The sequence below is a fragment of the Micropruina glycogenica genome (assembly GCF_900289045.1).
GTDB classification, from domain to species: domain Bacteria; phylum Actinomycetota; class Actinomycetes; order Propionibacteriales; family Propionibacteriaceae; genus Micropruina; species Micropruina glycogenica.
Genome location: NZ_LT985188.1, coordinates 1,848,549 through 1,868,761, shown reverse-complemented (window position 1 = coordinate 1,868,761; position 20,213 = coordinate 1,848,549). Strand labels below are relative to the sequence as shown.

The following is a 20,213-nucleotide window of genomic DNA, read 5'->3' as shown; positions in this document are numbered from 1 at the left end:
CACCGTCCACCGCGCGATCGCACGTGAATCCTCGGTCCTCGGTAGTGGCTTTCGGGTCGAGAACCCCGCGGGCCTCGATCGAAGACCGGGTTCAAATCGCCGAAGTTCGGACGTGTCGCCGCAGCGGTGGGTAACCCGAAAGGAGTCCCCGTGGAGGGACCTGATCTGCAGTACACCGAAGCCGTCATCGACAACGGCACCCATGGCAAGCACGTCGTCCGCTTCGAGTCGGGCCTGCTGGCCCGCCAGGCCAACGGTTGCGCCTCTGTCTACCTCGACGGCGACACCATGCTGCTCTCGGCCACCACCGCGTCGAACAACCCGCGCGACGGTGTCGACTTCTTCCCCCTGACCGTCGACGTCGAAGAGCGCATGTACGCCGCGGGACGCATTCCCGGCTCGTTCTTCCGTCGTGAAGGACGGCCCGGCGAGGCCGCGATTCTCGCCTGCCGGCTCACCGACCGTCCGCTGCGGCCGTGCTTCGTGAAGGGGCTGCGCAACGAGGTCCAGGTCGTCATCACCGTCATGGCGCTCAACCCCGACGTGCTCTACGACGTGCTGGCCATCAACGCCGGCTCGGCGTCCACCACCCTGGCCGGCCTGCCGTTCACCGGCCCCGTCGGCGGCGTGCGCGTCGCCCTGATCGGCAACGACTGGGTCGGCTTCCCCACCGTGGCGCAACTCGAGGACGCCACCTTCGACATGGTGGTGGCCGGCCGCGTGCTGGCTGACGGCGACGTCGCGATCATGATGGTCGAGGCCGAGTCGACCGAGCAGACCTGGGATCTGGTTCGCTCCGGCCGCGTCGCCCCGACCGAAGAGATCGTGGCCCAGGGCCTCGAGGCCGCCAAGCCGTTCATCAAGGCGCTGTGCGATGCGCAGGTCGAACTGGCCGCCAAGTTCCCCAAGAGCGTCGGCAGCTACCCGGTGTTCCTGGACTACCAGCCGGACGTGTTCGAGGCCGTCTCGGCCGCCGCCACCGAGCGGCTGACCAAGGTGATGACCATCGTGGGCAAGCACGAGCGCGAGGTGTCGACCGAGAACCTGCTCGCCGACCTGCACACCGAACTCGACGGCCAGTTCGAAGGCCGTGAGAAAGAGATCACCGGCGCCTACCGCGCGCTCACCAAGAAGGTCGTGCGCCGCAAGACGCTCACCGAGGAGGTGCGCATCGACGGCCGCGGGCTGCGCGACATTCGCACGCTGAGCGCTGAGGTCGGGGTCATCCCCCGGGTGCACGGTTCGGCGCTGTTCATGCGCGGCGAGACCCAGATTCTGGGCGTCACCACGCTGAACATGCTCGACATGGAGCAGAAGATCGACTCGCTGGCGCCCGAGACCACCAAGCGCTACATGCACAACTACAACTTCCCGCCCTACTCCACCGGTGAGACCGGCCGGGTCGGGTCGCCGAAGCGGCGTGAGATCGGCCACGGAGCGCTCGCCGAGCGTGCCCTGGTGCCGGTGCTGCCCAAGCGCGAGGAGTTCCCCTACGCGATCCGTCAGGTGTCCGAGGCGCTCGGCTCCAACGGCTCCACCTCGATGGGTTCGGTGTGTGCGTCCACCCTGTCGCTGCTGAACGCGGGCGTGCCGCTGAAGGCGCCGGTCGCCGGCATCGCGATGGGCCTGATGAGCGACGAGATCGACGGCCAGATGCGCTACGTCGCGCTCACCGACATCCTGGGTGCCGAGGACGCGCTGGGCGACATGGACTTCAAGGTCGCCGGCACCCGTGACTTCGTCACCGCGCTGCAGCTCGACACCAAGCTCGACGGCATTCCCGCCGACGTGCTGGCCGGTGCGCTGCTGCAGGCCCGCGAGGCGCGGCACACCCTGCTCGACGTGATGGGTGAGGCCATCGACGTGCCCGACGAGATGTCGCCGTTCGCGCCGCGGATCATCAGCATCAAGATCCCGGTCGACAAGATCGGTGAGGTGATCGGCCCCAAGGGCAAGATGATCAACCAGATCCAGGACGACACCGGCGCCAACATCTCGATCGAGGACGACGGCACCATCTACATCGGTGCCGACAACGGTGAGTCGGCGGACGCCGCTCGGGCCATGATCAACGCGATCGCCAACCCGACCATGCCCGAGAAGGGCGAGCGCTACCTCGGCACGGTCGTCAAGGTGATGAACTTCGGTGCGTTCGTGTCGCTGCTGCCCGGCAAGGACGGCCTGCTGCACGTCACCAAGCTGCGGGCGCTGAACAACGGCAACCGCGTCGAGAACGTCGAAGACGTGGTGAGCGTCGGCCAGAAGATCCAGGTCGAGATCTCTGACATCGACGATCGCGGCAAGCTGTCGCTTATTCCGGTGGTCGAAGAAAAGGCCGACGCCTGATCGTCCACAGCTGCTGAACCCAAGGAACCGTCCCCTGAACCGTGGGGGACGGTTCCTTCGGTTCACGGAGCCTCCGCTAGGCTTCCCGCTCGTGACCGACGACATCACCGTGTTCTCAGGTTCGGCCCACCGCGAGTTCGCCACCGAGGTGTGCGACCTGCTCGGCATCGAGCTCGCGCCCTCGCAGACCACCCGGTTCAGCAACGACTGCCTGCAGGTGCACTTGGACGGCAACTGCCGCAAGCGTGACGTGTTCATCGTGCAGCCGCTGGTGCCCCCGGTGCAGGAGAACCTGGTCGAGCTACTGCTGATGCTGGACGCGGCCCGGGGCGCGTCCGCCGGCCACCTGACCGTCGTGATGCCGCACTACGCGTACGCGCGCAGTGACAAGAAGGACGCCCCCCGCATCTCGATCGGCGCCCGGCTGGTGGCCGACCTGCTGCACAAGGCCGGTGCCCAGCGGGTGGTCACCATGGCGCTGCACAGCCCGCAGGTGCACGGCATGTTCGAGATGCCGGTCGATCACCTCAGCGCCAACCACGTGCTGGCCGAGCACTTTCGCCACAACGGTGACCTGAGCAACGCCGTGGTGGTGTCGCCCGACTTCGGCAACGTCAAAGAGGCCAACCACTTCGCCCGGCTGCTCGACCTGCCGGTGGCGGCGGGCGCCAAGCGACGGCTGTCGGACGACCGGGTGGTGATCGACTCGATCGTGGGCGACGTGGCCGGCAAGGACGTGATCGTGCTCGACGACGAGATCGCCACCGGCGGCTCACTGGTGGAACTGTTCGACAAGCTGCGCGAGGTGGGCGTGAACTCGATCAGCGCAGCGTGCGTACACGGTCTGTTCACCGGCCCGGCGGTCGAGCGGTTGAACGCCCAGCGTGATCTCAAAGAGATCGTCTGCACCAACACCGTGCCGCCGCGCGCGGCCGCCGGTCTGGAGAAGCTCACCGTACTGTCGGTGGCGCCGCTGTTCGCCGAGGCCGTTAGGCGCATCAACAGCGGCGAGTCGATCTCGTCACTGTTCGACGCGCCGTAGTCACGCTGGTCGAGCTTGTCGCGACACCCGCGCGAGGGATTTCGACAGGCTCAATCAGATTCGACAGGCTCAATCAACTGAGGAGGCCTGCAGTCGCAGGCCAGCCAGCAGCATGGTCGTCGGCATGAGCTTGTTCATTCTCGGCCCCGTACTGGGCGGCACGGCGCTGGCCGCTTTTCGGTGGGAATGGCTGCTGGTGGTGAACGCCCCGATCGCGCTGATCGCGCGGATCGGCGTGCGGCTGGGAGTGTCGTCCGACCGTCACGAAGACCTCACCCACGACGCTTACAGAGCCCGCGCCGCAACCGGCCGGCTGACCCCTACGTCTGAAGGGCCTCGATAAGCTGGGCCGCACCCAGCCCGTGGCACGCAGGAGGAACGATGAAGGTAGCCGTCTTCGGAGCGCGCGGACGCATGGGGGCAGAGGTCGTCCGGGCCGTCGAAGCCACCGACGACCTGCACCTGGTCGCCGCTGTCGACGTCGGTGACGATCGGGCCGCAGTCGAGAACGCAGACGTGGTGGTCGACTTCACCCACCCCGACGCGGTGCTCGGCAACATCGACTGGTGCCTGCAACGCGGCATCGCCGTGGTGGTCGGCACGTCCGGCTTCGACGGGGCGAAACTCGACGCCGTTCGCGCCGCGATGGCGCCACACCCGAAGGCCCAGGTGCTGGTCGCTCCGAACTTCTCCATCGGCGGTGTGTTGATGATGCGGTTCGCCGAACTGGCGGCCCCGTTCTATGAGTCGGTCGAGGTGATCGAACTGCATCACCCCAACAAGGTGGACGCCCCTTCGGGCACCGCACTCAACACCGCCACCCGCATCGCGGCGGCCCGCGCGAGCGCCGGCCTCGACCCGGTTCCCGACGCCACCACCACCGACCCCGATCACGCGCGGGGGGCGAGCGTCGACGGCATTCACGTGCACGCGGTGCGGCAGCGGGGGCTGTTCGCCAACCAGCAGGTGCTGTTCGGCAACGAGGGCGAGGCGCTCAACATCGTGCACAACTCGTTCACGCGGGCCTCGTACATGCCCGGCGTGCTGGCCGCCGTGAGGGCCGTGCGCGGCCTGCCGGGGCTGACCGTCGGCATCGAGTCGGTTCTCGGGCTGGAGTGACCAATGCAACGCTTCGGCAAGGTACTCATCGTTCTGGGCGTCATTGCGGCCCTGCTGGTCGGCGCCGAATTCGGTGTGCGCGCCTACGTACAGTCACAGGCGCAGCAGGCGCTCACCACCGTCGATCTCGATCTCGAACAGCCCACCATGACGCTGGGCGGCGGCTCGGTGCTGGCCGCGCTGGCCCAGGGCAGGTTCGTCGACGTGTCGGGCACGGCGGCGTCCGCGGTGGTGCCGTTCGAGCAGCGCAAGGTGACCGTGAAGTCGATCACCTACCGGGCCGGCAACATTCGGCTGATCAGCACCAGCGAGGCGGTGGTCGGCGATCTGGCGCTCAACGGCACTTTGGGCTTTGCGGCGCTGAGCGACATCGCAGGGCTGCCCATCTCGAGCGGCGGCGACGGACGCGTGCTGGTCACCTACAGCGTCGACATTCTTGGCCTGACCAACCTCGAGATCGGCATTTCGGCGGTGCCCGTGCTCGACGTGGCCGCCCAACAGATCGATCTGGAGCAGTCACGCATCGACGTGGCGGGTATCGACATCGACCAGAACGTGTCGCAGCAGATCATCGAGCGGGTGGTCAAACCCATCAGCCTGGCCGCCGACGACCAGGTGACGGTGACCGCGATCAGGGTCGCCGACGACGGCCTGGTCGCCGACCTCACCGCCACCGACGTACCGATCAAACGCTGACCACCACGAACCGGAGCCGTCCATGCCCATCGCAGACTTTCCCCGCTACCCGCTCACCTTCGGGCCCAGCCCGGTGCACCACCTCAAGCGGCTCAGCCAGCACCTGGGCGGGGCGCAGGTCTGGGCCAAGCGCGAAGACGTCAGCAGTGGTCTGGCGTTCGGCGGCAACAAGGTGCGCAAGCTCGAGTACATCGTGCCGGACGTGCTGGCCTCCGGCGCCGACACCCTGGTGTCGATCGGCGGCTATCAGAGCAACCACACCCGCCAGGTGGCCGCGGTGGCGGCGCACCTGGGGCTGAAGTGCCGCCTGGTGCAAGAGAAATGGGTGCCCTGGGACGACCCGTTGAACGACAAGGTCGGCAACATTCTGCTCTCGCGCATGATGGGCGCCGACTCGCGACTCGACCCGGCCGGGTTCGACATCGGCATTCGTGACTCGTGGAAGCAGGCGATCGACGAGGTCGAAAAGGCCGGAGGACGTCCTTACCCGATTCCGGCGGGGGCGTCCGAACACCCGTTGGGCGGGCTCGGCTTCGCCAATTGGGCCTTCGAGGTGGCCGAGCAGGAGAAGCGGCTCGGTGTGCACTTCGACACCATCGTGGTCTGCACCGTCACCGGCTCGACCCACGCCGGCATGATCGCCGGCTTTGCGGCGTTGGAAGAACTCACCGGCGTGCGGCGCCGGGTGCTGGGCGTCGACGCCTCGGCCACGCTCGACACCACCCGCGAGCAGGTGGCGCGCATCGCCCGCAACACCGCCGAGCTGATCGAGCTCGGCCGTGACCTGCGCGACGACGAGATCACCGTGCTCGAAGGGTGGGCCGGCGAGTTCTACGGCATTCCGGTCGAGTCGACCATGAACGCCATCGCTCTGGGCGCCCAACTGGAGGCGATGATCACCGACCCCGTCTATGAGGGCAAGTCGCTGGCCGGCCTGATCGACCTGGTGCGCTCGGGCGACATCGGCCGCGACAGCACCGTGCTGTACGCGCACCTGGGCGGCCAACCGGCCATCAACGCCTATCACCGACTCTGGAACTGAGCCCGACTGCCGTTCGAAACGATTGCCGTCCGGGCTAGTCGGGGCACATAATCGCGGCAGCCGCACCTACGGAGGCGCCCATGAAGTACGACTATGACCCGCTCGTGGTGGGCAGCGGCCCCGGCGGCCACCGGGGCCGCCATCGCAGCCGCCAAACTCGGCCACCGGCTGGCCATCGTCGATCGCAAGCAGATGATCGGCGGGGTGTGCATCAACACTGGCACGATCCCGTCCAAGACGCTGCGTGAGGCGGTGCTGTACCTGACCGGCATGCAGCAGCGCGAGCTGTTCGGGGCGTCCTACCGGGTCACGAACAAGCTGCGCGCGCTGGATCGCTTCGGCGGCGTCGCCTGACGTCTGGTTCGTCATCCCGGCGGACGCCGGGATCTCTCGGTGACCGGCGCCGTGCCGCACCCGGTCGGGGTCTCGACAAGCTCGACCAGCGATTGGGTCTCGACAGGCACTCGTCCTCAGACCAGGGGGTTCGGCACTTCCTCGCCGGCACGCACCGGGCCCGGGGGAGTGCCGTCGCCGAACGGGCGCCCACCCAGGGCTTCGCGGCCGTGGGGGGTCAACCAGCCCGACAGGTCGGGGCCGTCCGGCACGATGCCCAGCGGGTTCAGGTCGGTGTGCACGATGTAGTAGTGCTGCTTGATCTGCACGAAGTCGACGGTGTCGCCGAAGCCGGGGGTCTGGTACAGGTCGCGGGCATACCCCCACAGGGCCGGCATTTCGGTGAGCTTGTTGCGGTTGCACTTGAAGTGCCCGTGGTACACGGGGTCGAAGCGCACCAGCGTGGTGAACAGCCGCACGTCGGCCTCGGTGATCGACTCGCCCATCAGGTAGCGCCGGTCGGTGAGCCGTTGCTCAAGCCAGTCCAGCGCCGTCCACAGTCGTTCGTACGCCGCGTCGTAGGCGTCCTGGCTGCCGGCGAAGCCGCACCGGTAGACGCCGTTGTTGACCTCGGTGTAGATGCGCTGCATCACCTCGCGCAGCTCGTCGAGCCGTTCGGCGGGCCACAGGTCAGGGGCACCCTCGCGCTGGAACGCCGTCCACTGGGTGGCGAAGTCCTCGGTGATCTGGGCGAAGTCGTTGGTGACCACCTTGCCGGAGGACACCTCGACGATCGCCGGCACGGTGATGCCGCGCGAATAGTCCGGAAAACGCGCCAGAAACGCGTCCTTGAGCTTGTGAATGCCCAAGACCGGGTCGACGCCGCCGGGGTCGAGCCCGAACGTCCACGAATCGGCGTCATGGGTGGGCTCGGGCATGCCCACCGACAGCGCGTCCTCGAGCCCCAGCAGGCGCCGGACGATCAGACTGCGGTTCGCCCACGGACAGGCGCGAGCGGCGATCAACCGGTACCGACCCGGTTCGACCGGCCACTCATCGGGTGCGGTGGGGTGGGCCACGATTCGGTCATTGATGTAGCGGGTGTCGCGGGTGAACTCCTTGCCCTTGCTGGAGTACACCCCGCCTTTGCCGTGCTCGGTCGCCTCGTGGGTCATGCGGCTCCTCTCGTCACCACAACCGTAGGTCCTTCGCCTGCTCGGTCAACTGGTCGCGAAAGTTCGGGTGCGCGATCTCGATCAGCGCATGGGTGCGTTCGCGCACGGAGCGTCCACGCAGCCGGGCGACGCCGAACTCGGTCACCACGTGGTCGACGTCGTTCTTGCCGGTGGTGATCGGAGTGCCGGGTTCGTGGGTGGCCACGATGCGGCTGATCGAGTCGTCCTTGGCCGTGGACGGCACCACCATGATCGACTTGCCGCCGTTGGACGCGTTGGCGGCGCGGACGAAGTCGACCTGGCCGCCGGGCCCCGAGAACGGACGACGGCCGAGCGACTCCGAGGCGCACTGGCCGAAGAAGTCCACCGCGAGCGTGCCGTTGATCGAGTGCAGGTTGTCGTTGCGGCTGGCCACGAACGGGTTGTTGGTGTAGTCCACGGGGTGCATCTCCAAGTCGGCCCGGTGATCCATGAACTCGTACAGCCGCGCCGAGCCGAGCGCGAACGTGGCGATCAGCTTGCCCGGATGGAAGTTCTTGCAGGCATTGGTGATCACCCCGGCCTCGACCAGCGCCAGGGTGCCGTCACCCAGCATCTCGGTGTGCAGGCCCAGATCGTTCTTGGTCATCAACTGCTTCACCACGGCGTCCGGAATGCCGCCGATGCCGATCTGTAGCGTGCTGCCGTCGGGAATCAGTTCAGCGACGTGCTGAGCGATGGCCACCTGGGTGGGGCCGATCACCGACGGCGCCAACTCGACCATCGGCGACGTCGCGTCGACCACGTGGGTGACCTGGCTGACATGCACGTGGCAGTTGCCGTTGGTGAACGGTAGTTGCGGGTTGACCTCGAGCACGACCGCGCGGGCCTTCTCGATGGCGGCCAGCGTGTAGTCGGTGCTCACGCCCAGCGCGAACAGCCCGTCGGGGCTCATCGGCGACACCTGGGCGAACACCACGTCGCAGGGCATCAGGCCCTGCCTGATCAGCACCGGCACCTCGCTGAAGTGAGCCGGCACCCAGTCGATCCACCCCTCGTGGGCGCCGGTACGGGTCGCTGCACCCAAGAACGGTGACGAGTGCCGCACATTGCCGGCGTGAGCCTCACTCAAGTACGCGTAACGCCCCAGGCCCAGCAGTTGCGACACCACCACGCCGCGCAGGTGCTCGCGGCGCTCTGAGAGCGCGTGCAGCAGAGTCGGCGGTTCACCGGCGGCGATCGGCACCACGATGGTGTCGTGGTCGCGCACCACCGTGACCGCCGTGTCGGGGTCGGTGCGAACCCGATCGAGTTGCTGGTGGTAGGACATCGTCGTCCTTTCGGTGCGATGGGTGCTGGGTCTAGTCGGTGATGTCGGTGTGGAGCCGGATCAGTTTGACGCGGGTCTGCTCGTCGTCGGTGCCGATCTCCTGATGGCTGCCGTCGGGGGCCCAGCCGGCCTCGATCAGAAAGCCACGCAGCGCGTCGTCGGTGGTGCGTACCCACCAGGTCGCCCGCTCGAAGCCGTCCGCACGTAGGGTGTCGACGCACGCGTTGAGCAGTCGTGAACCGTGGCCGCCGCGCTGTGCGGGCGGGTCGATGGTGAACTCGGCCACGAGGCCGTCCACCCCTGGTTCGGCGTCGTCGTCGTCACTGGGGCCGACCGCCGCGAAACCCACCACCTTGTCGTCGGACACCGCAGCCAGCACTCTGAACTGCGCGAGCGGAGGTCGCACGATCGCCCCATGCCACGACTCGACCATATCGGCCAGGTCGAGTTCGGCGAGCACCGAATCGGCCAGCTGCTGCGGAAACCGTTGCACCCAGCCACGACGCTGGATCGCCGCGATCTGCGTGGCCTCTGCAGGCAGGGCCAGGCGGACGGAATCGGCGATCACGCTGCTGATGCTACTGGGCGACGCTGCGCGCCCAGCGAATACGCCCGAATCACGTCGGACGGCCCGACAGCACTAGGGTGAAAGGGTGCGTGACCTGCTCAAGACACCCCCCAAGCTGCCCGCAGACACCCTTCGCGTGATTCCGTTGGGTGGTCTCGGCGACGTCGGACGCAACAGCACCAGCTTCGAGATCAACGGCCAGTTGCTGCTGATCGACTGCGGCGTGCTGTTTCCCTCGGACGACCACCCCGGCGTCGACCTGATTCTGCCGGGACTGCATCTGATCGAAGACCGCCTGGACGACGTGCAGGCCCTGGTGCTGACCCACGGCCACGAAGACCACATCGGCGCGGTGCCCTACCTGCTGCGCCGACGGCCCGACATTCCGGTGCTCGGTTCACGGCTCACCCTGGCGCTGGTGCGCGAGAAGCTGAAAGAGCACCGGCTGCGTGACGTCGACCTGCGCGTGGTCAGCGAAGGCACCCGCATCAGGGTGGGCGAGTTCGACCTGGAGTTTCTGGCCGTCAACCACTCGATTCCCGACGCGCTGGCCGTCGCCATGCGCACCGCGGGCGGCCTGGTGCTGCACACCGGCGACTTCAAGATGGACCAACTGCCGCTCGATGGCCGGCTCACCGACCTGCGCGGTTTCGCCCGCCTGGGCGACGAGGGCGTCGACCTGTTCATGGCCGACTCGACCAATGCTGAAACCCCCGGCTTCACCACCCACGAGCGCGACATCGAACCCGCCATGGAGCGGGTTTTCGCCTCGGCCAAGCAGAAGCTGATCGTGGCCTGCTTCGCCTCGCACGTGCACCGGGTGCAGCAGGTCATGGACGCCGCCGTGCGGCACGGCCGCAAGGTGGTCTACATCGGGCGTTCGATGGTGCGCAACATGACCGTGGCGCAGGAGCTCGGCTACCTGCGGGTGCCGGCCAACACCCTGATCGATCTGAAGCAACTCGAGAACTATCCCGACGACAAGGTCGTGATGATCTCGACCGGGTCGCAGGGCGAACCGCTGTCGGCGCTGTCGCGGATCAGCAACCACGAGCATCCGGTGGTCACCGCCGGGCCCGGCGACGTGGTGCTGCTGGCGTCGTCGCTGATTCCGGGTAACGAGAACTCGGTCTACCGGGTGATCAACGGCTTGGCACGCAACGGGGTCACCGTGGTGCACAAGGGCAACGCGCTGGTGCACGTGTCTGGGCACGCCTCGGCGGGGGAGTTGCTCTACTGCTACAACCTGATCATGCCCAAGAACGTCATGCCGGTGCACGGCGAGATCAGACACCTGATCGCCAACGCCGACCTGGCCGTGGCCACCGGCGTACCGCGCAACCGGGCGATCGTGGTCGAGGACGGGGCCGTGGTCGACCTGGCCAAGGGCAAGGCCAAGGCGGTCGGACGGCTCGACTGCGGCTACATCTTCGTCGACGGCTCCACGGTGGGCGACATCGGCGACGCCGAGCTGAGCGACCGCAAGATTCTGGGCGCCGACGGCTTCATCACCGTGGTCGTGGTGGTGAATCTGCACTCGGGCACGCTCGTCAGCGGGCCCGACATTCACGCGCGGGGTTTCGTCGAAGACGACTCGGTGTTCGACGGCATCAAGGTCGAGATCGCCAAGGTGATCGAGTCGGCGATGTCCGACGGGTCCGAAGACGTCCGCGGCCTGCAGCAGGTGGTGCGCCGCACGGTGGGCCGTTGGGTGAGCAACACCTACCGCCGCCGGCCGATGATTCTGCCGGTGGTGGTGTCGGCCTGACCTGTGGAGGTGATCGGCGTCGGCCAGGGGGGCGGGTACGGTGCGGGGGTGCTCATCGCGTGCCTCGTGGTGGCAGTGGTCTGAGGCACAGCCTGTCACGGCCGTACGACAAAACTATGCGGGCATGGGCTCACCAACTCGTCGATCCTGTGGACTCATGTCAAGATGCCCGCTTGGGTTGGGTCGTTGACTCATTTCGTTTTGCCCGCGTCATTTTTGTTCGGGATAGGTAGACGTGGTTGCGTTTGGCTGCTTTGAGGATGGTGCCGCGGCGGCGGGCGAGTTCGAGCAGGTTGCGTTGGATGAGGTCGATGTCTCGGCGTAGTTGGGCCGGGTTGGCCTGGGTGATGCGACTGTCAAGGTGTCGCCGGTCCTGGTCGTCGAGGACGGTGGGGTGGTCACGGAGCAGCCGGCCGGCCGGGGTGGTGGCGGTGTCGTAGGTCTTGGTGACTTTCGCTCCGGTGCGGGTCTTGGTTTTCAGCTTCTGTTGCGGGGTGAACAGGTTGGACAGTTCAGCGGCCAGGGGCCATAGCTGGTTGAGCAGGTCGAGTTCCCGGCTGGTGTCGTAGCGGTAGTAGCCGACGTTGCGGCGGACTCTGGTCCAGTTCTTCTGTTCGATGTGGGCTTGGTCGTTGGAATGGTTCGGGCGGCCGCGGGTGAACGTGATCTCACGGGTGTTGCACCAGCTCATCAGGTGGTGGTTAATGAACTCGGAGCCGTTGTCAGAGTGGACGCCCACGATCGCGAACGGGAACCGGAGGGCGAGTTGCTCCAGCCCGGTGGCCACGATCCTTTCGCCCTTGGACTTCACGGTGATGGTTTCGGTCCAACCGGTAGCCACGTCGACAGCGTCCAGGCTGTAGTGGAAGTGGCCGTTGTTGTCGCCGCCGTCGTGACCGACCAGATCGATCTCGATGAACCCTGGCTGGGTGTCGTCCCACTCGTGCCAGGTCTTCAGCGGGATCGACGATTTCAACAGCGATCCGGGGCGGGTCAAGGACCGGCCCTTGAGGTTGCCGACCAGCCCGAGCCGGTAGGGCCGCAATCGGCGATCGATGGTCGCCGCCGACATGGCCAGCAGTGCGTCGATGACTTCGGGTGTCGCGTTCAGCTCGCCCTTGGCGACCAGGCTCGCGACCAGGACCGGCAGCGCTGGGCGCACGATCTTGCCGCTGGGTCCGTCCAGCACCGCCCAGCACACCGCCAAGGCGTCGATCACCTCAGGTCCGTAGCGGAACACAGGCTCGCGGGGCCTGCGTGGCCGGTTCACGTCCACACCGGCGACCGCTGCCCGGATCATCTTGCGGGCATGGTCTCGATGCCAGCCGTTGACCGCGACCAGATGATCCAAAATGGTCGACTTCTCAGCCTTGGTCGCCTTCGGCCACGCCTTGACCTGGCTCGCCAGCACAGCCTTCCGTTGCCTCATCGTCAGCCCCATCCCCGCAGCCTGACCCACGCGGGCATTCTCAGATGAGTCAACGACCCCACCCACGCGGGCATTCAGCACGAGTCAACTCGTCGATTAGGCTCGGCGCGCGGCCCTCGGGTATAGTTGGACGGTCCCTGTGAGGGGCTGATCCCAAGCAAATCAAGGAGTTACCAGTGGCTGCCGTCTGTGACATCTGCGCCAAGGGCCCAGGCTTTGGCCACAACGTGCCCTGGTCGAAGAAGAAGACCAACCGCCGGTGGAACCCGAACATCCAGCGCGTGCGCGCGGTGGTCGAGGGTGCCCCGAAGCGGCTCAACGTCTGCACGTCGTGCCTGAAGTCCGGCAAGGTCACCCGCTGACCTGATCGGCATCGCAAGGACCCGCCCCGGCGGGTCCTTCTGCTTTGTCCGCGCATCGGCAGCCGAGAACTGTGGCGGGTTCTGTCAGCATCGCCGCTTAGGCTTTAGGCCATGGTGACGTGGCACACGCAGTCGTTTCGGGAGCTGGCTGCTCCCGTCGCCGACGTGCTCGGCGCCCGCACCGCCAAAGACCTCGAGAAGCTGCGCATTCACACCGTCGGCGACCTGCTGCGGCACCTGCCCCGGCGTTATCTGTCGGGCACCGAGCTCACCGACCTGGCCACCCTCGAAGCCGGTGACCACGTGGCCGTGATGGCCAAGGTGAGCAGCACGAAGATCGTCAACGGTGGTCGCAACAGACCGAGCCGGCTCGAGGTGAGCCTCACCGACGGGCGCGGCTACCTGGCGGTCACCTTCTTCGGCCGCGAGCACCTGGTCGAGTACTGGCAGCGCGAACTGGCCAAGGGCGTCCGGGGCATCTTCGTGGGCAAGGTCGGCCGGTTTCGCGAGCAGCTGCAGCTCACCCACCCCGAGTTCGTCATGCTCAATGCGTCGGGGGCGATCGTCGGGTCGTCCGAGAAGAAGCAGCTGATCGCCACCATGAGCCGCAGCGCCGCCCTGGTGGGCATGTATCCGGCCACCGCGAAGCTGCCCACCTGGAAGGTGGCCGAATGCTGCCGGCTGGGGCTGGCCACGCTCAGCGGGGCGGACGATCCGTGGCCCGACTGGGTGCTCGACGCCGCCGACGTCATGCCGCTGGCCGACGCGTTCGCGGCCGTCCACCAGCCCCGGTCACTGGCGGAGGCGCACGCGGGCACGCAACGGCTGCTGTTCGACGAGGCGTTCGCCACGCAGCTCACCATGGCCTACCGACGAGCGGACGCCTCCACCCACACCGCGATTCCCCGGCGCGCCACCGCGGGCGGGCTGCTCACCGCGCTGGACGCCCGGCTGCCGTTCACCCTCACCGACGGTCAGCGCGTGGTCAGTGACACGTTGTTCGCCGAACTCGACCGGGCGCGTCCGATGCAGCGGCTGTTGCAGGGCGAAGTCGGCTCGGGCAAGACGGTGGTGGCCCTGCGCGCCATGCTGGCCGTGGTCGACGCGGGCGGGCAGTGCGCACTGCTGGCCCCCACCGAGGTGCTGGCGCACCAACACCACGCCACCATTCGGGCGCTGATGGGCGACCTGGCGGGCGGGCGACTGCTCGGCTCGCCCGACGTGGCCACCGACGTGGTGCTGATCACCGGCTCGACGCCCGCGGCGGCGAAACGCGAGGCGCTGCTGCGGGCCGCCTCGGGCGAGGCCGGCATCGTGATCGGCACGCACGCGCTGCTGCATGAGGCGGTGCAGTTCGCCGACCTGGCCTTCGTGGTCATCGACGAGCAGCACCGCTTCGGCGTCGAACAACGCGGGGTGCTCACCGACAAGGCGACGGCCCGTCCACACGTGCTGGTACTCACCGCCACCCCGATCCCGCGTTCGGTGGCCATGACCATCTTCGGCGACCTCGACGTTTCGACCCTCGACGAACTGCCGGCCGGCCGGCAGCCGGTGGGCACGGTGGTGGTCGACGCAGCGCTGCGTCCGGCCTGGGTCGACCGGGCGTGGCAGCGCGTCGCCGAAGAGGTCGCGCAGGGCCGGCAGGCGTTCGTGGTGGTGCCGCGCATCAAGTCCAGCGACGAGGGCATCGGCGTGGTCGACCTGGCCGCCGAGTTGAGTGCGGTGCAGTTGGCCGGGCTGCGGGTGGGCATGCTGCACGGCCAACTGCCCAACGACTCCAAAGACGCCACCATGGCGGCCTTCGTCGCCGGCGAACTCGACGTACTCGTGGCCACCACGGTGATCGAGGTGGGCGTCGACGTGCCCAACGCCACCATGATGGTGATCTGCGACGCCGAACGCTTCGGCATTTCGCAGTTGCACCAGTTGCGCGGCCGCATCGGCCGCGGCGGCCACCCGGGTGTCTGCCTGCTGATCAGCTCGGCACTGGCCGACGACGTCGTCAACGAACGGCTGCAGGCGGTGGCGGCCACCAGCGACGGCTTCGAACTGGCCGAACTCGACCTGATTCAGCGCCGCGAAGGCGATGTGTTGGGCGCCGATCAGTCGGGAGCGCGATCGAGCCTTCGGCTGCTCAGCGTGCTCGCCCACGCCGACGTGATCACCCAGGCGAAGGCCATTGCCGCCGAAGCCGTCGAGCGCGATCCCGAGCGCACCACACCAGGCTTCGTCGATGCCGTCCAATCGATCGAGATGCTGGCCGCCGGCGACTGGCTCGAACTGAGCTGATCAGCTTTGCCGGCCCGGCTCTGGCACGATGAGCCGGTGACTGTGATCGCCGCTGCCGACGGCTCCGCCCTCGGCAACCCCGGCCCCGCCGGCTGGGCGTGGTACATCGACCAAGACCGCTGGGCGTGTGGCGGCTGGCCGCACGGCACCAACAACCAGGGCGAACTGACCGCCGTGCTCGATCTGCTGAGGCAGACCGCCGGCCACGACGACGAGCTGTTGATCTATTGCGACTCGGTGTACGTGATCAACTCCGTCACCAAGTGGCTGCCGGGCTGGAAGCGCAAGGGGTGGCGTAAGGGCGACGGCAAGCCGGTGCTCAACGTCGAGATCATGAAGCAGCTCGACCAGGCGCTGCAGGGGCGTCGGGTGCGCTTCGAATGGGTCAAGGGTCACTCGGGGCACCCGCTCAACGAAGAGGCCGACCGGTTGGCCAACGGTGCCGCGGTGGCCTTCAGCAAGGGCGGTCGGCCCGACCCGGGCCCGGGTTTCGGGGCCGGTGCGAGCGGGCAGGTGACCGACTCGACGCCGTCGGTGGCGCAGCCGTCCGGCGGTGCGGCACCAACCGTTCAGGACGACCTCTTCGCCGACGAGCCCGAGCCCACCGACGAAGAGCGCGTGATCGCGCTGGAGCGGTCGTTGCTGAGCGACGAGGTGCGCGGTGACCCGGCAGCAGTGGCTGCCCTGCTGCACCCCGACTTCTGCGAGATCGGTCGGTCGGGACGGTTGTGGACGCGCCCCGAGCTGCTGGCCCACGTCGCACCCCTGGCCGAGCCCGCGACGCTCGAGGTGCTGTCGGTCAGTCGCGTCGCGCCGCAGGCGATCCTGCTGCTGTGGCGCTCGGCCGGCGATGAGGCGACCGACGGGTCGAGTTCGGTACTGCGCAGCTCGCTGTGGGTGCGCGCGGGCGGCGATTGGGTACAGCGGTTCCACCAGGGCACCCGCGAACCAATCGTGTGACCCGCACGTCGCGGGCGCTCCGTCATTCCGGCGGACGCCGGAAGCTCGAAAACCGCGCCTACTCGCTGGTGTAGTCGGGCTCGCGGTCGGGTTCGACGCCGAACGCGAACCGGCGCGCGCTGATCTCGGCGGCCTTGATGCGAATGAAATGGTTCTTCACGGTTGCCACCCATGGAGTCAGCCCAAGGGTGTCGATGTGGTCGAGATCGGCCTGGTCGGTGACCTCAGCAGCCTCGCCCTTGACCACGACACTCCAGCCGGAGCGCTCGTGCCAACTGTCGACTTCGAAGGCCACCCCACTGTTGACGATCAACTGCAGCAGCTTCGAACCCTCGGCGGTGCGAAACACCAGCGATTGGCCGTCCACCACGAAGTTGACGGGAAAGATGTCGGGCTGTCGGTCGATGACGGTGGCCAGTCGGCCGACCCGGGCGGTGCCGAGCAACTGCCAGGCTTCGTGTTCGCTCAGCACGGTGATGGGGTCGTCTGCTGCCATGGGGTCATTGTGGCCCTCAGGCTCGCGGGCCGCAGGCGGTTTTGGCAGGCAGACCCGCGGGCAGGTGGGCGACGCACCACTAGCATCCACTCATGTCGCGCATCATCGCCGGTAGCCGCAAGGGTCATCGGTTGCACACGCCGGCGGGTGACGCGACCCGTCCGACCTCAGACCGGGTGCGTGAGGCCGCCTTCGGCGTGCTGGCGTCCGAACTGGGTCGAGTCGGCGATCCGGCCATCATGCTGAGCGGCCACGGCTTTCTCGACCTGTATGCCGGTTCGGGCGCGGTGGCGCTCGAGGCGGCCAGCCGTGGGGCCGCGCCCGTGGTGGCCGTCGAGAGCGACCGCCGCGCGGCGGAGGTCATTCGCCGCAACGCGGCCGAGACGAAGTTGGGCGTGCGGGTCGTACCCGTCACCGTCGAGAAGTACCTGGGCGGCGAGCCGCAGCAGTTCGAGCTGTGCTGGCTCGACCCACCGTACGCGGTGCCGGGGCAGACCGTATCGTCGGTGGTCGACCGGCTGGCACAGGGGTGGCTGGTGCCCGGCGGCATCGTCGTGGTCGAACGGGCACGGCGCGGGGGAGAGTTCGCCTGGCCCGATCGGTTGGGTGATCGTTGGCAACGTCGCTACGGTGAGACGACGTTGTACTTCGCGACGGAAGGGGAGGCATGAGAGCCGTGTGCCCAGGGTCGTTCGACCCGATCACGCACGGGCATCTCGACGTGATCAACCGCGCCGCCACGCTGTTCGGCGAGGTGATCGTCGCCGTCGGGCGAAACTCGGCCAAGAAGTACCTGTTCGACACCGACGAGCGGGTCGAACTGGCCCGCGCCGCCGTGGCCGACATACCCGGCGTACAGGTGGAGGTGCTGAGCGGCCTGCTGGTCGACTTCTGCCGCGAGCGTGACGCGGGGTACGTGGTGAAGGGGCTGCGGTTCGCGTCCGATTTCGACTTCGAGTTGCAGATGGCGCACATCAACCACTCGCTGACCGGTCTCGAAACCGTGCTGCTGCCCGCGTCGGCGCAGTGGGGCACGCTGTCGTCCACGATGGTGCGCGAAGTCGCCACCCTGGGCGGTGACGTCAGTGCGTTCGTGCCCGCGCTGGTCGCCGAGCGCATCGAGAACAAACGCACCGACCACGAAGGCTGACGCACCCCCGCGATCCTGTGGACTCATGTCAAGATGCCCGCTTGGGTTGGGTCGTTGACTCATTTCGTTTTGCCCGCGTCATTTTTGTTCGGGATAGGTAGACGTGGTTGCGTTTGGCTGCTTTGAGGATGGTGCCGCGGCGGCGGGCGAGTTCGAGCAGGTTGCGTTGGATGAGGTCGATGTCTCGGCGTAGTTGGGCCGGGTTGGCCTGGGTGATGCGACTGTCAAGGTGTCGCCGGTCCTGGTCGTCGAGGACGGTGGGGTGGTCACGGAGCAGCCGGCCGGCCGGGGTGGTGGCGGTGTCGTAGGTCTTGGTGACTTTCGCCGCCAGGTCAAGGCGTGGCCGAAGGCGACCAAGGCTGAGAAGTCGACCATTTTGGATCAATCTGGTCGCGGTCAACGGCTGGCATCGAGACCATGCCCGCAAGATGATCCGGGCAGCGGTCGCCGGTGTGGACGTGAACCGGCCACGCAGGCTCGCCAGCACAGCCTTCCGTTGCCTCATCGTCAGCCCCATCCCCGCAGCCTGACCCACGCGGGCATTCTCAGATGAGTCAACGACCCCACCCACGCGGGCATTCAGCACGAGTCAACTCGGCGATTGGCGCCAACGCGGCGAGGTCGGTAAAGTGTCCCTTCGGTCATGACTATGTATCGCCATCCAGATCCTCGCTCCGGTCTCGTTCTCGACACCCATGAGTTGGGGCGAAGGGTCGGTGCCATGAAGACGATCCAACGGATCGCCGAGGCGCCGGACGGCATCGGCACAGACGTGATCGGAGTGCCACCCGGTTCCCCCGTCGATCTCGACCTTCGGCTCGAGTCGGTGGTGGAGGGGGTGCTGGTCACCGGAACCGCCGAGGTTACGTTGGCGGGGCAGTGCGCACGGTGCCTGACACCGATCGCCTCGAACGAGGAGGTCGACCTTCAGGAGCTGTACCTCTACCCCGACAAGGAACCCGACGACGAAGAGGCCAGCCGCCTCGACGGCGAGCTGCTCGATCTCGAGCCGCTGCTGCGCGACACGGTGGTGCTCGACCTGCCGTACACACCACTGTGCCGGCCGGATTGCGCAGGGTTGTGCCCCGACTGCGGGGCTGACCTCAACGCAGATCCCGACCACTCGCACGGCGAGAAGATCGACCCGCGCTGGGCCGACCTGACGGGGTGGACGGCTGCTGACGAAGAAGCTGACGAGGCCTGAGCCCAGGCCGAGAAACAAGGAGTGAGCCGTGGCCGTCCCCAAGCGGAAGATATCTCGGAGCAACACCCGGCACCGCCGTTCCCAGTGGAAGGCGTCCGTGCCCACCCTGGTCACCTGCGCCAACCCCGCGTGCCGCGAGAAGCACCTGCCGCACACCGCGTGCCCCGCGTGCGGCCAGTACGGCCCCCGCGCCGCACGGCGTCAGATTCTCGAACCCTGACACCGGCGGCCATGAGCCGCATTCATGACCAACTCGACGAGCTGGGGATCACCATCGATCCCCAGCTTTTCGAGCTTGCCCTGGTGCACCGCAGCTACAGCTACGAGCACGGGGCGATTCCGCACAACGAGCGCCTCGAGTTTCTCGGTGACGCCGTACTGGGCCTGGTGATCACCGACCACCTGTACCGGCGCTTCCCCGACCACCCCGAAGGACGGCTCGCAAAGTTGCGGGCCGCGGTGGTGAACGCCAACGCCCTGGCCGATGTGGCCCGCGGGCTCGAGGTCGGCCCCCTGCTGAAGCTCGGCAAGGGCGAACTGGCCAGCGGCGGCGCCGACAAGTCCTCGATTCTGGCCGACGCGTTCGAGGCCCTGCTCGGCGCCCTGTTTCTTTCGGCCGGACGTGACGCGGCCGACGCCTTCGTGCACACCCTGTTCGACGAACTGGTCGAAACCGCCGACGGGCTGGGTGCCGGTCTCGACTGGAAGACGTCGCTGCAAGAACTCTGCGCCACCCTTGAGGTGGGCGCCCCCACCTACGCCGTCACCGAATCGGGCCCCGACCACGCCAAACAGTTCGAGGCGGTCGCGCTGGTGGGCGATCAGGTGTTCGCCGCCGCGGGCGGGCGCAGCAAGAAGCAGGCCGAACAGGGTGCCGCCAAGGCGGCGTTCGAGGCGCTCAGCGCCTGAGGCCGTCAGGACG

General features: G+C 67.6%; 22 protein-coding genes. 16 read left to right on the top strand and 6 right to left on the bottom strand.

The window, feature by feature from the left end; translation table 11 throughout:
- Positions 1 to 150 precede the first annotated feature (150 nt).
- The 7 genes from MPLG2_RS08755 to MPLG2_RS08725 all read left to right on the top strand — a co-directional run bounded on the left by MPLG2_RS08755 (position 151) and on the right by MPLG2_RS08725 (position 6,599).
- On the top strand, positions 151 to 2,346 hold the full coding sequence (locus MPLG2_RS08755) for a polyribonucleotide nucleotidyltransferase (protein ID WP_105185793.1): 2,196 nt from the start codon (positions 151 to 153) through the stop codon (positions 2,344 to 2,346).
- A gap of 91 nt (positions 2,347 to 2,437) precedes the next feature.
- Complete coding sequence (locus MPLG2_RS08750; protein ID WP_105185792.1) at positions 2,438 to 3,388, top strand: ribose-phosphate diphosphokinase; 951 nt, start codon at positions 2,438 to 2,440, stop codon at positions 3,386 to 3,388.
- Positions 3,389 to 3,512: 124 nt separating this feature from the next.
- Complete coding sequence (locus tag MPLG2_RS08745) at positions 3,513 to 3,731, top strand: hypothetical protein (RefSeq protein ID WP_231935926.1); 219 nt, start codon at positions 3,513 to 3,515, stop codon at positions 3,729 to 3,731.
- A 38-nt stretch (positions 3,732 to 3,769) separates the two neighbouring features.
- Positions 3,770 to 4,507, top strand: a complete 738-nt coding sequence (gene dapB / locus MPLG2_RS08740; protein WP_105185791.1) for a 4-hydroxy-tetrahydrodipicolinate reductase — start codon at positions 3,770 to 3,772, stop codon at positions 4,505 to 4,507.
- 3 nt (positions 4,508 to 4,510) lie between these two features.
- The gene (locus MPLG2_RS08735; RefSeq protein ID WP_105185790.1) at positions 4,511 to 5,203 is read left to right on the top strand and encodes an LmeA family phospholipid-binding protein; all 693 of its coding nucleotides are present in this window, start codon (positions 4,511 to 4,513) and stop codon (positions 5,201 to 5,203) included.
- A gap of 22 nt (positions 5,204 to 5,225) precedes the next feature.
- Complete coding sequence (locus tag MPLG2_RS08730) at positions 5,226 to 6,245, top strand: 1-aminocyclopropane-1-carboxylate deaminase (RefSeq protein WP_105185789.1); 1,020 nt, start codon at positions 5,226 to 5,228, stop codon at positions 6,243 to 6,245.
- Positions 6,246 to 6,338: 93 nt separating this feature from the next.
- Complete coding sequence (locus MPLG2_RS08725) at positions 6,339 to 6,599, top strand: hypothetical protein (protein WP_231935924.1); 261 nt, start codon at positions 6,339 to 6,341, stop codon at positions 6,597 to 6,599.
- A 116-nt stretch (positions 6,600 to 6,715) separates the two neighbouring features.
- Here MPLG2_RS08725 and MPLG2_RS08720 read toward each other — a convergent pair whose 3' ends face one another.
- From MPLG2_RS08720 to MPLG2_RS08710, 3 genes are read right to left on the bottom strand one after another with little or no spacing between them, the layout of a single operon-like run.
- Entirely contained in the window at positions 6,716 to 7,753 is a 1,038-nt protein-coding gene (locus MPLG2_RS08720) for a glutathione S-transferase family protein (protein WP_105185788.1), read from the bottom strand.
- Between the two features lie 13 nt (positions 7,754 to 7,766).
- The gene (locus MPLG2_RS08715; protein ID WP_105185787.1) at positions 7,767 to 9,062 is read right to left on the bottom strand and encodes an acetyl-CoA hydrolase/transferase family protein; all 1,296 of its coding nucleotides are present in this window, start codon (positions 9,060 to 9,062) and stop codon (positions 7,767 to 7,769) included.
- A gap of 31 nt (positions 9,063 to 9,093) precedes the next feature.
- Entirely contained in the window at positions 9,094 to 9,630 is a 537-nt protein-coding gene (locus tag MPLG2_RS08710) for a GNAT family N-acetyltransferase (RefSeq protein WP_197710129.1), read from the bottom strand.
- An 85-nt stretch (positions 9,631 to 9,715) separates the two neighbouring features.
- On the opposite strand from MPLG2_RS08710, the gene MPLG2_RS08705 reads away from it, so the two are divergent.
- Positions 9,716 to 11,398, top strand: a complete 1,683-nt coding sequence (locus tag MPLG2_RS08705) for a ribonuclease J (RefSeq protein ID WP_105185785.1) — start codon at positions 9,716 to 9,718, stop codon at positions 11,396 to 11,398.
- 160 nt (positions 11,399 to 11,558) lie between these two features.
- Here the strand turns inward: MPLG2_RS08705 and MPLG2_RS08700 are convergent, their stop codons facing one another.
- Positions 11,559 to 12,827: an integrase catalytic domain-containing protein gene (locus MPLG2_RS08700; RefSeq protein WP_105187409.1), complete on the bottom strand. Its 1,269-nt coding sequence runs from the start codon at positions 12,825 to 12,827 to the stop codon at positions 11,559 to 11,561.
- Positions 12,828 to 13,003: 176 nt separating this feature from the next.
- Here MPLG2_RS08700 and rpmB point away from each other — a divergent pair, with 176 nt between their 5' ends.
- The 3 genes from rpmB to MPLG2_RS08685 all read left to right on the top strand — a co-directional run bounded on the left by rpmB (position 13,004) and on the right by MPLG2_RS08685 (position 16,441).
- Positions 13,004 to 13,189 carry a 50S ribosomal protein L28 gene (gene rpmB / locus MPLG2_RS08695; RefSeq protein WP_105185784.1) on the top strand — a complete coding sequence of 62 codons (186 nt, stop codon included), beginning with the start codon at positions 13,004 to 13,006 and terminating at the stop codon, positions 13,187 to 13,189.
- A 111-nt stretch (positions 13,190 to 13,300) separates the two neighbouring features.
- A complete protein-coding gene (locus MPLG2_RS08690) occupies positions 13,301 to 15,481 on the top strand; it encodes an ATP-dependent DNA helicase RecG (protein ID WP_105185783.1) in 2,181 nt (726 codons plus the stop codon).
- Between the two features lie 36 nt (positions 15,482 to 15,517).
- Positions 15,518 to 16,441 (top strand): ribonuclease HI family protein, encoded by a 924-nt coding sequence (locus MPLG2_RS08685; RefSeq protein WP_105187567.1) that lies wholly within the window; start codon positions 15,518 to 15,520, stop codon positions 16,439 to 16,441.
- 58 nt (positions 16,442 to 16,499) lie between these two features.
- Here MPLG2_RS08685 and MPLG2_RS08680 read toward each other — a convergent pair whose 3' ends face one another.
- Positions 16,500 to 16,937, bottom strand: a complete 438-nt coding sequence (locus tag MPLG2_RS08680) for a pyridoxamine 5'-phosphate oxidase family protein (protein WP_105185782.1) — start codon at positions 16,935 to 16,937, stop codon at positions 16,500 to 16,502.
- A gap of 92 nt (positions 16,938 to 17,029) precedes the next feature.
- Here MPLG2_RS08680 and MPLG2_RS08675 point away from each other — a divergent pair, with 92 nt between their 5' ends.
- Both MPLG2_RS08675 and coaD read left to right on the top strand, forming a co-directional pair.
- Positions 17,030 to 17,608: an RsmD family RNA methyltransferase gene (locus MPLG2_RS08675; RefSeq protein WP_105185781.1), complete on the top strand. Its 579-nt coding sequence runs from the start codon at positions 17,030 to 17,032 to the stop codon at positions 17,606 to 17,608.
- Positions 17,605 to 18,087 carry a pantetheine-phosphate adenylyltransferase gene (gene coaD / locus MPLG2_RS08670; protein WP_105185780.1) on the top strand — a complete coding sequence of 161 codons (483 nt, stop codon included), beginning with the start codon at positions 17,605 to 17,607 and terminating at the stop codon, positions 18,085 to 18,087. Before MPLG2_RS08675 ends, coaD begins: the two co-directional genes overlap by 4 nt.
- 28 nt (positions 18,088 to 18,115) lie before the next feature.
- Here the strand turns inward: coaD and MPLG2_RS18445 are convergent, their stop codons facing one another.
- Positions 18,116 to 18,472, bottom strand: coding sequence for a hypothetical protein (locus MPLG2_RS18445; protein WP_158680998.1), 357 nt, complete (start codon positions 18,470 to 18,472; stop codon positions 18,116 to 18,118).
- A 258-nt stretch (positions 18,473 to 18,730) separates the two neighbouring features.
- On the opposite strand from MPLG2_RS18445, the gene MPLG2_RS08665 reads away from it, so the two are divergent.
- Genes MPLG2_RS08665 through rnc form a run of 3 tightly spaced genes read left to right on the top strand, consistent with a single transcriptional unit; the run spans position 18,731 to position 20,200 of the window.
- Positions 18,731 to 19,291 (top strand): YceD family protein, encoded by a 561-nt coding sequence (locus tag MPLG2_RS08665; RefSeq protein ID WP_105185779.1) that lies wholly within the window; start codon positions 18,731 to 18,733, stop codon positions 19,289 to 19,291.
- 28 nt (positions 19,292 to 19,319) lie between these two features.
- Positions 19,320 to 19,511 (top strand): 50S ribosomal protein L32, encoded by a 192-nt coding sequence (rpmF, locus tag MPLG2_RS08660; protein ID WP_105185778.1) that lies wholly within the window; start codon positions 19,320 to 19,322, stop codon positions 19,509 to 19,511.
- A gap of 11 nt (positions 19,512 to 19,522) precedes the next feature.
- Positions 19,523 to 20,200 carry a ribonuclease III gene (rnc, locus tag MPLG2_RS08655; protein WP_105185777.1) on the top strand — a complete coding sequence of 226 codons (678 nt, stop codon included), beginning with the start codon at positions 19,523 to 19,525 and terminating at the stop codon, positions 20,198 to 20,200.
- Positions 20,201 to 20,213 lie beyond the last annotated feature (13 nt).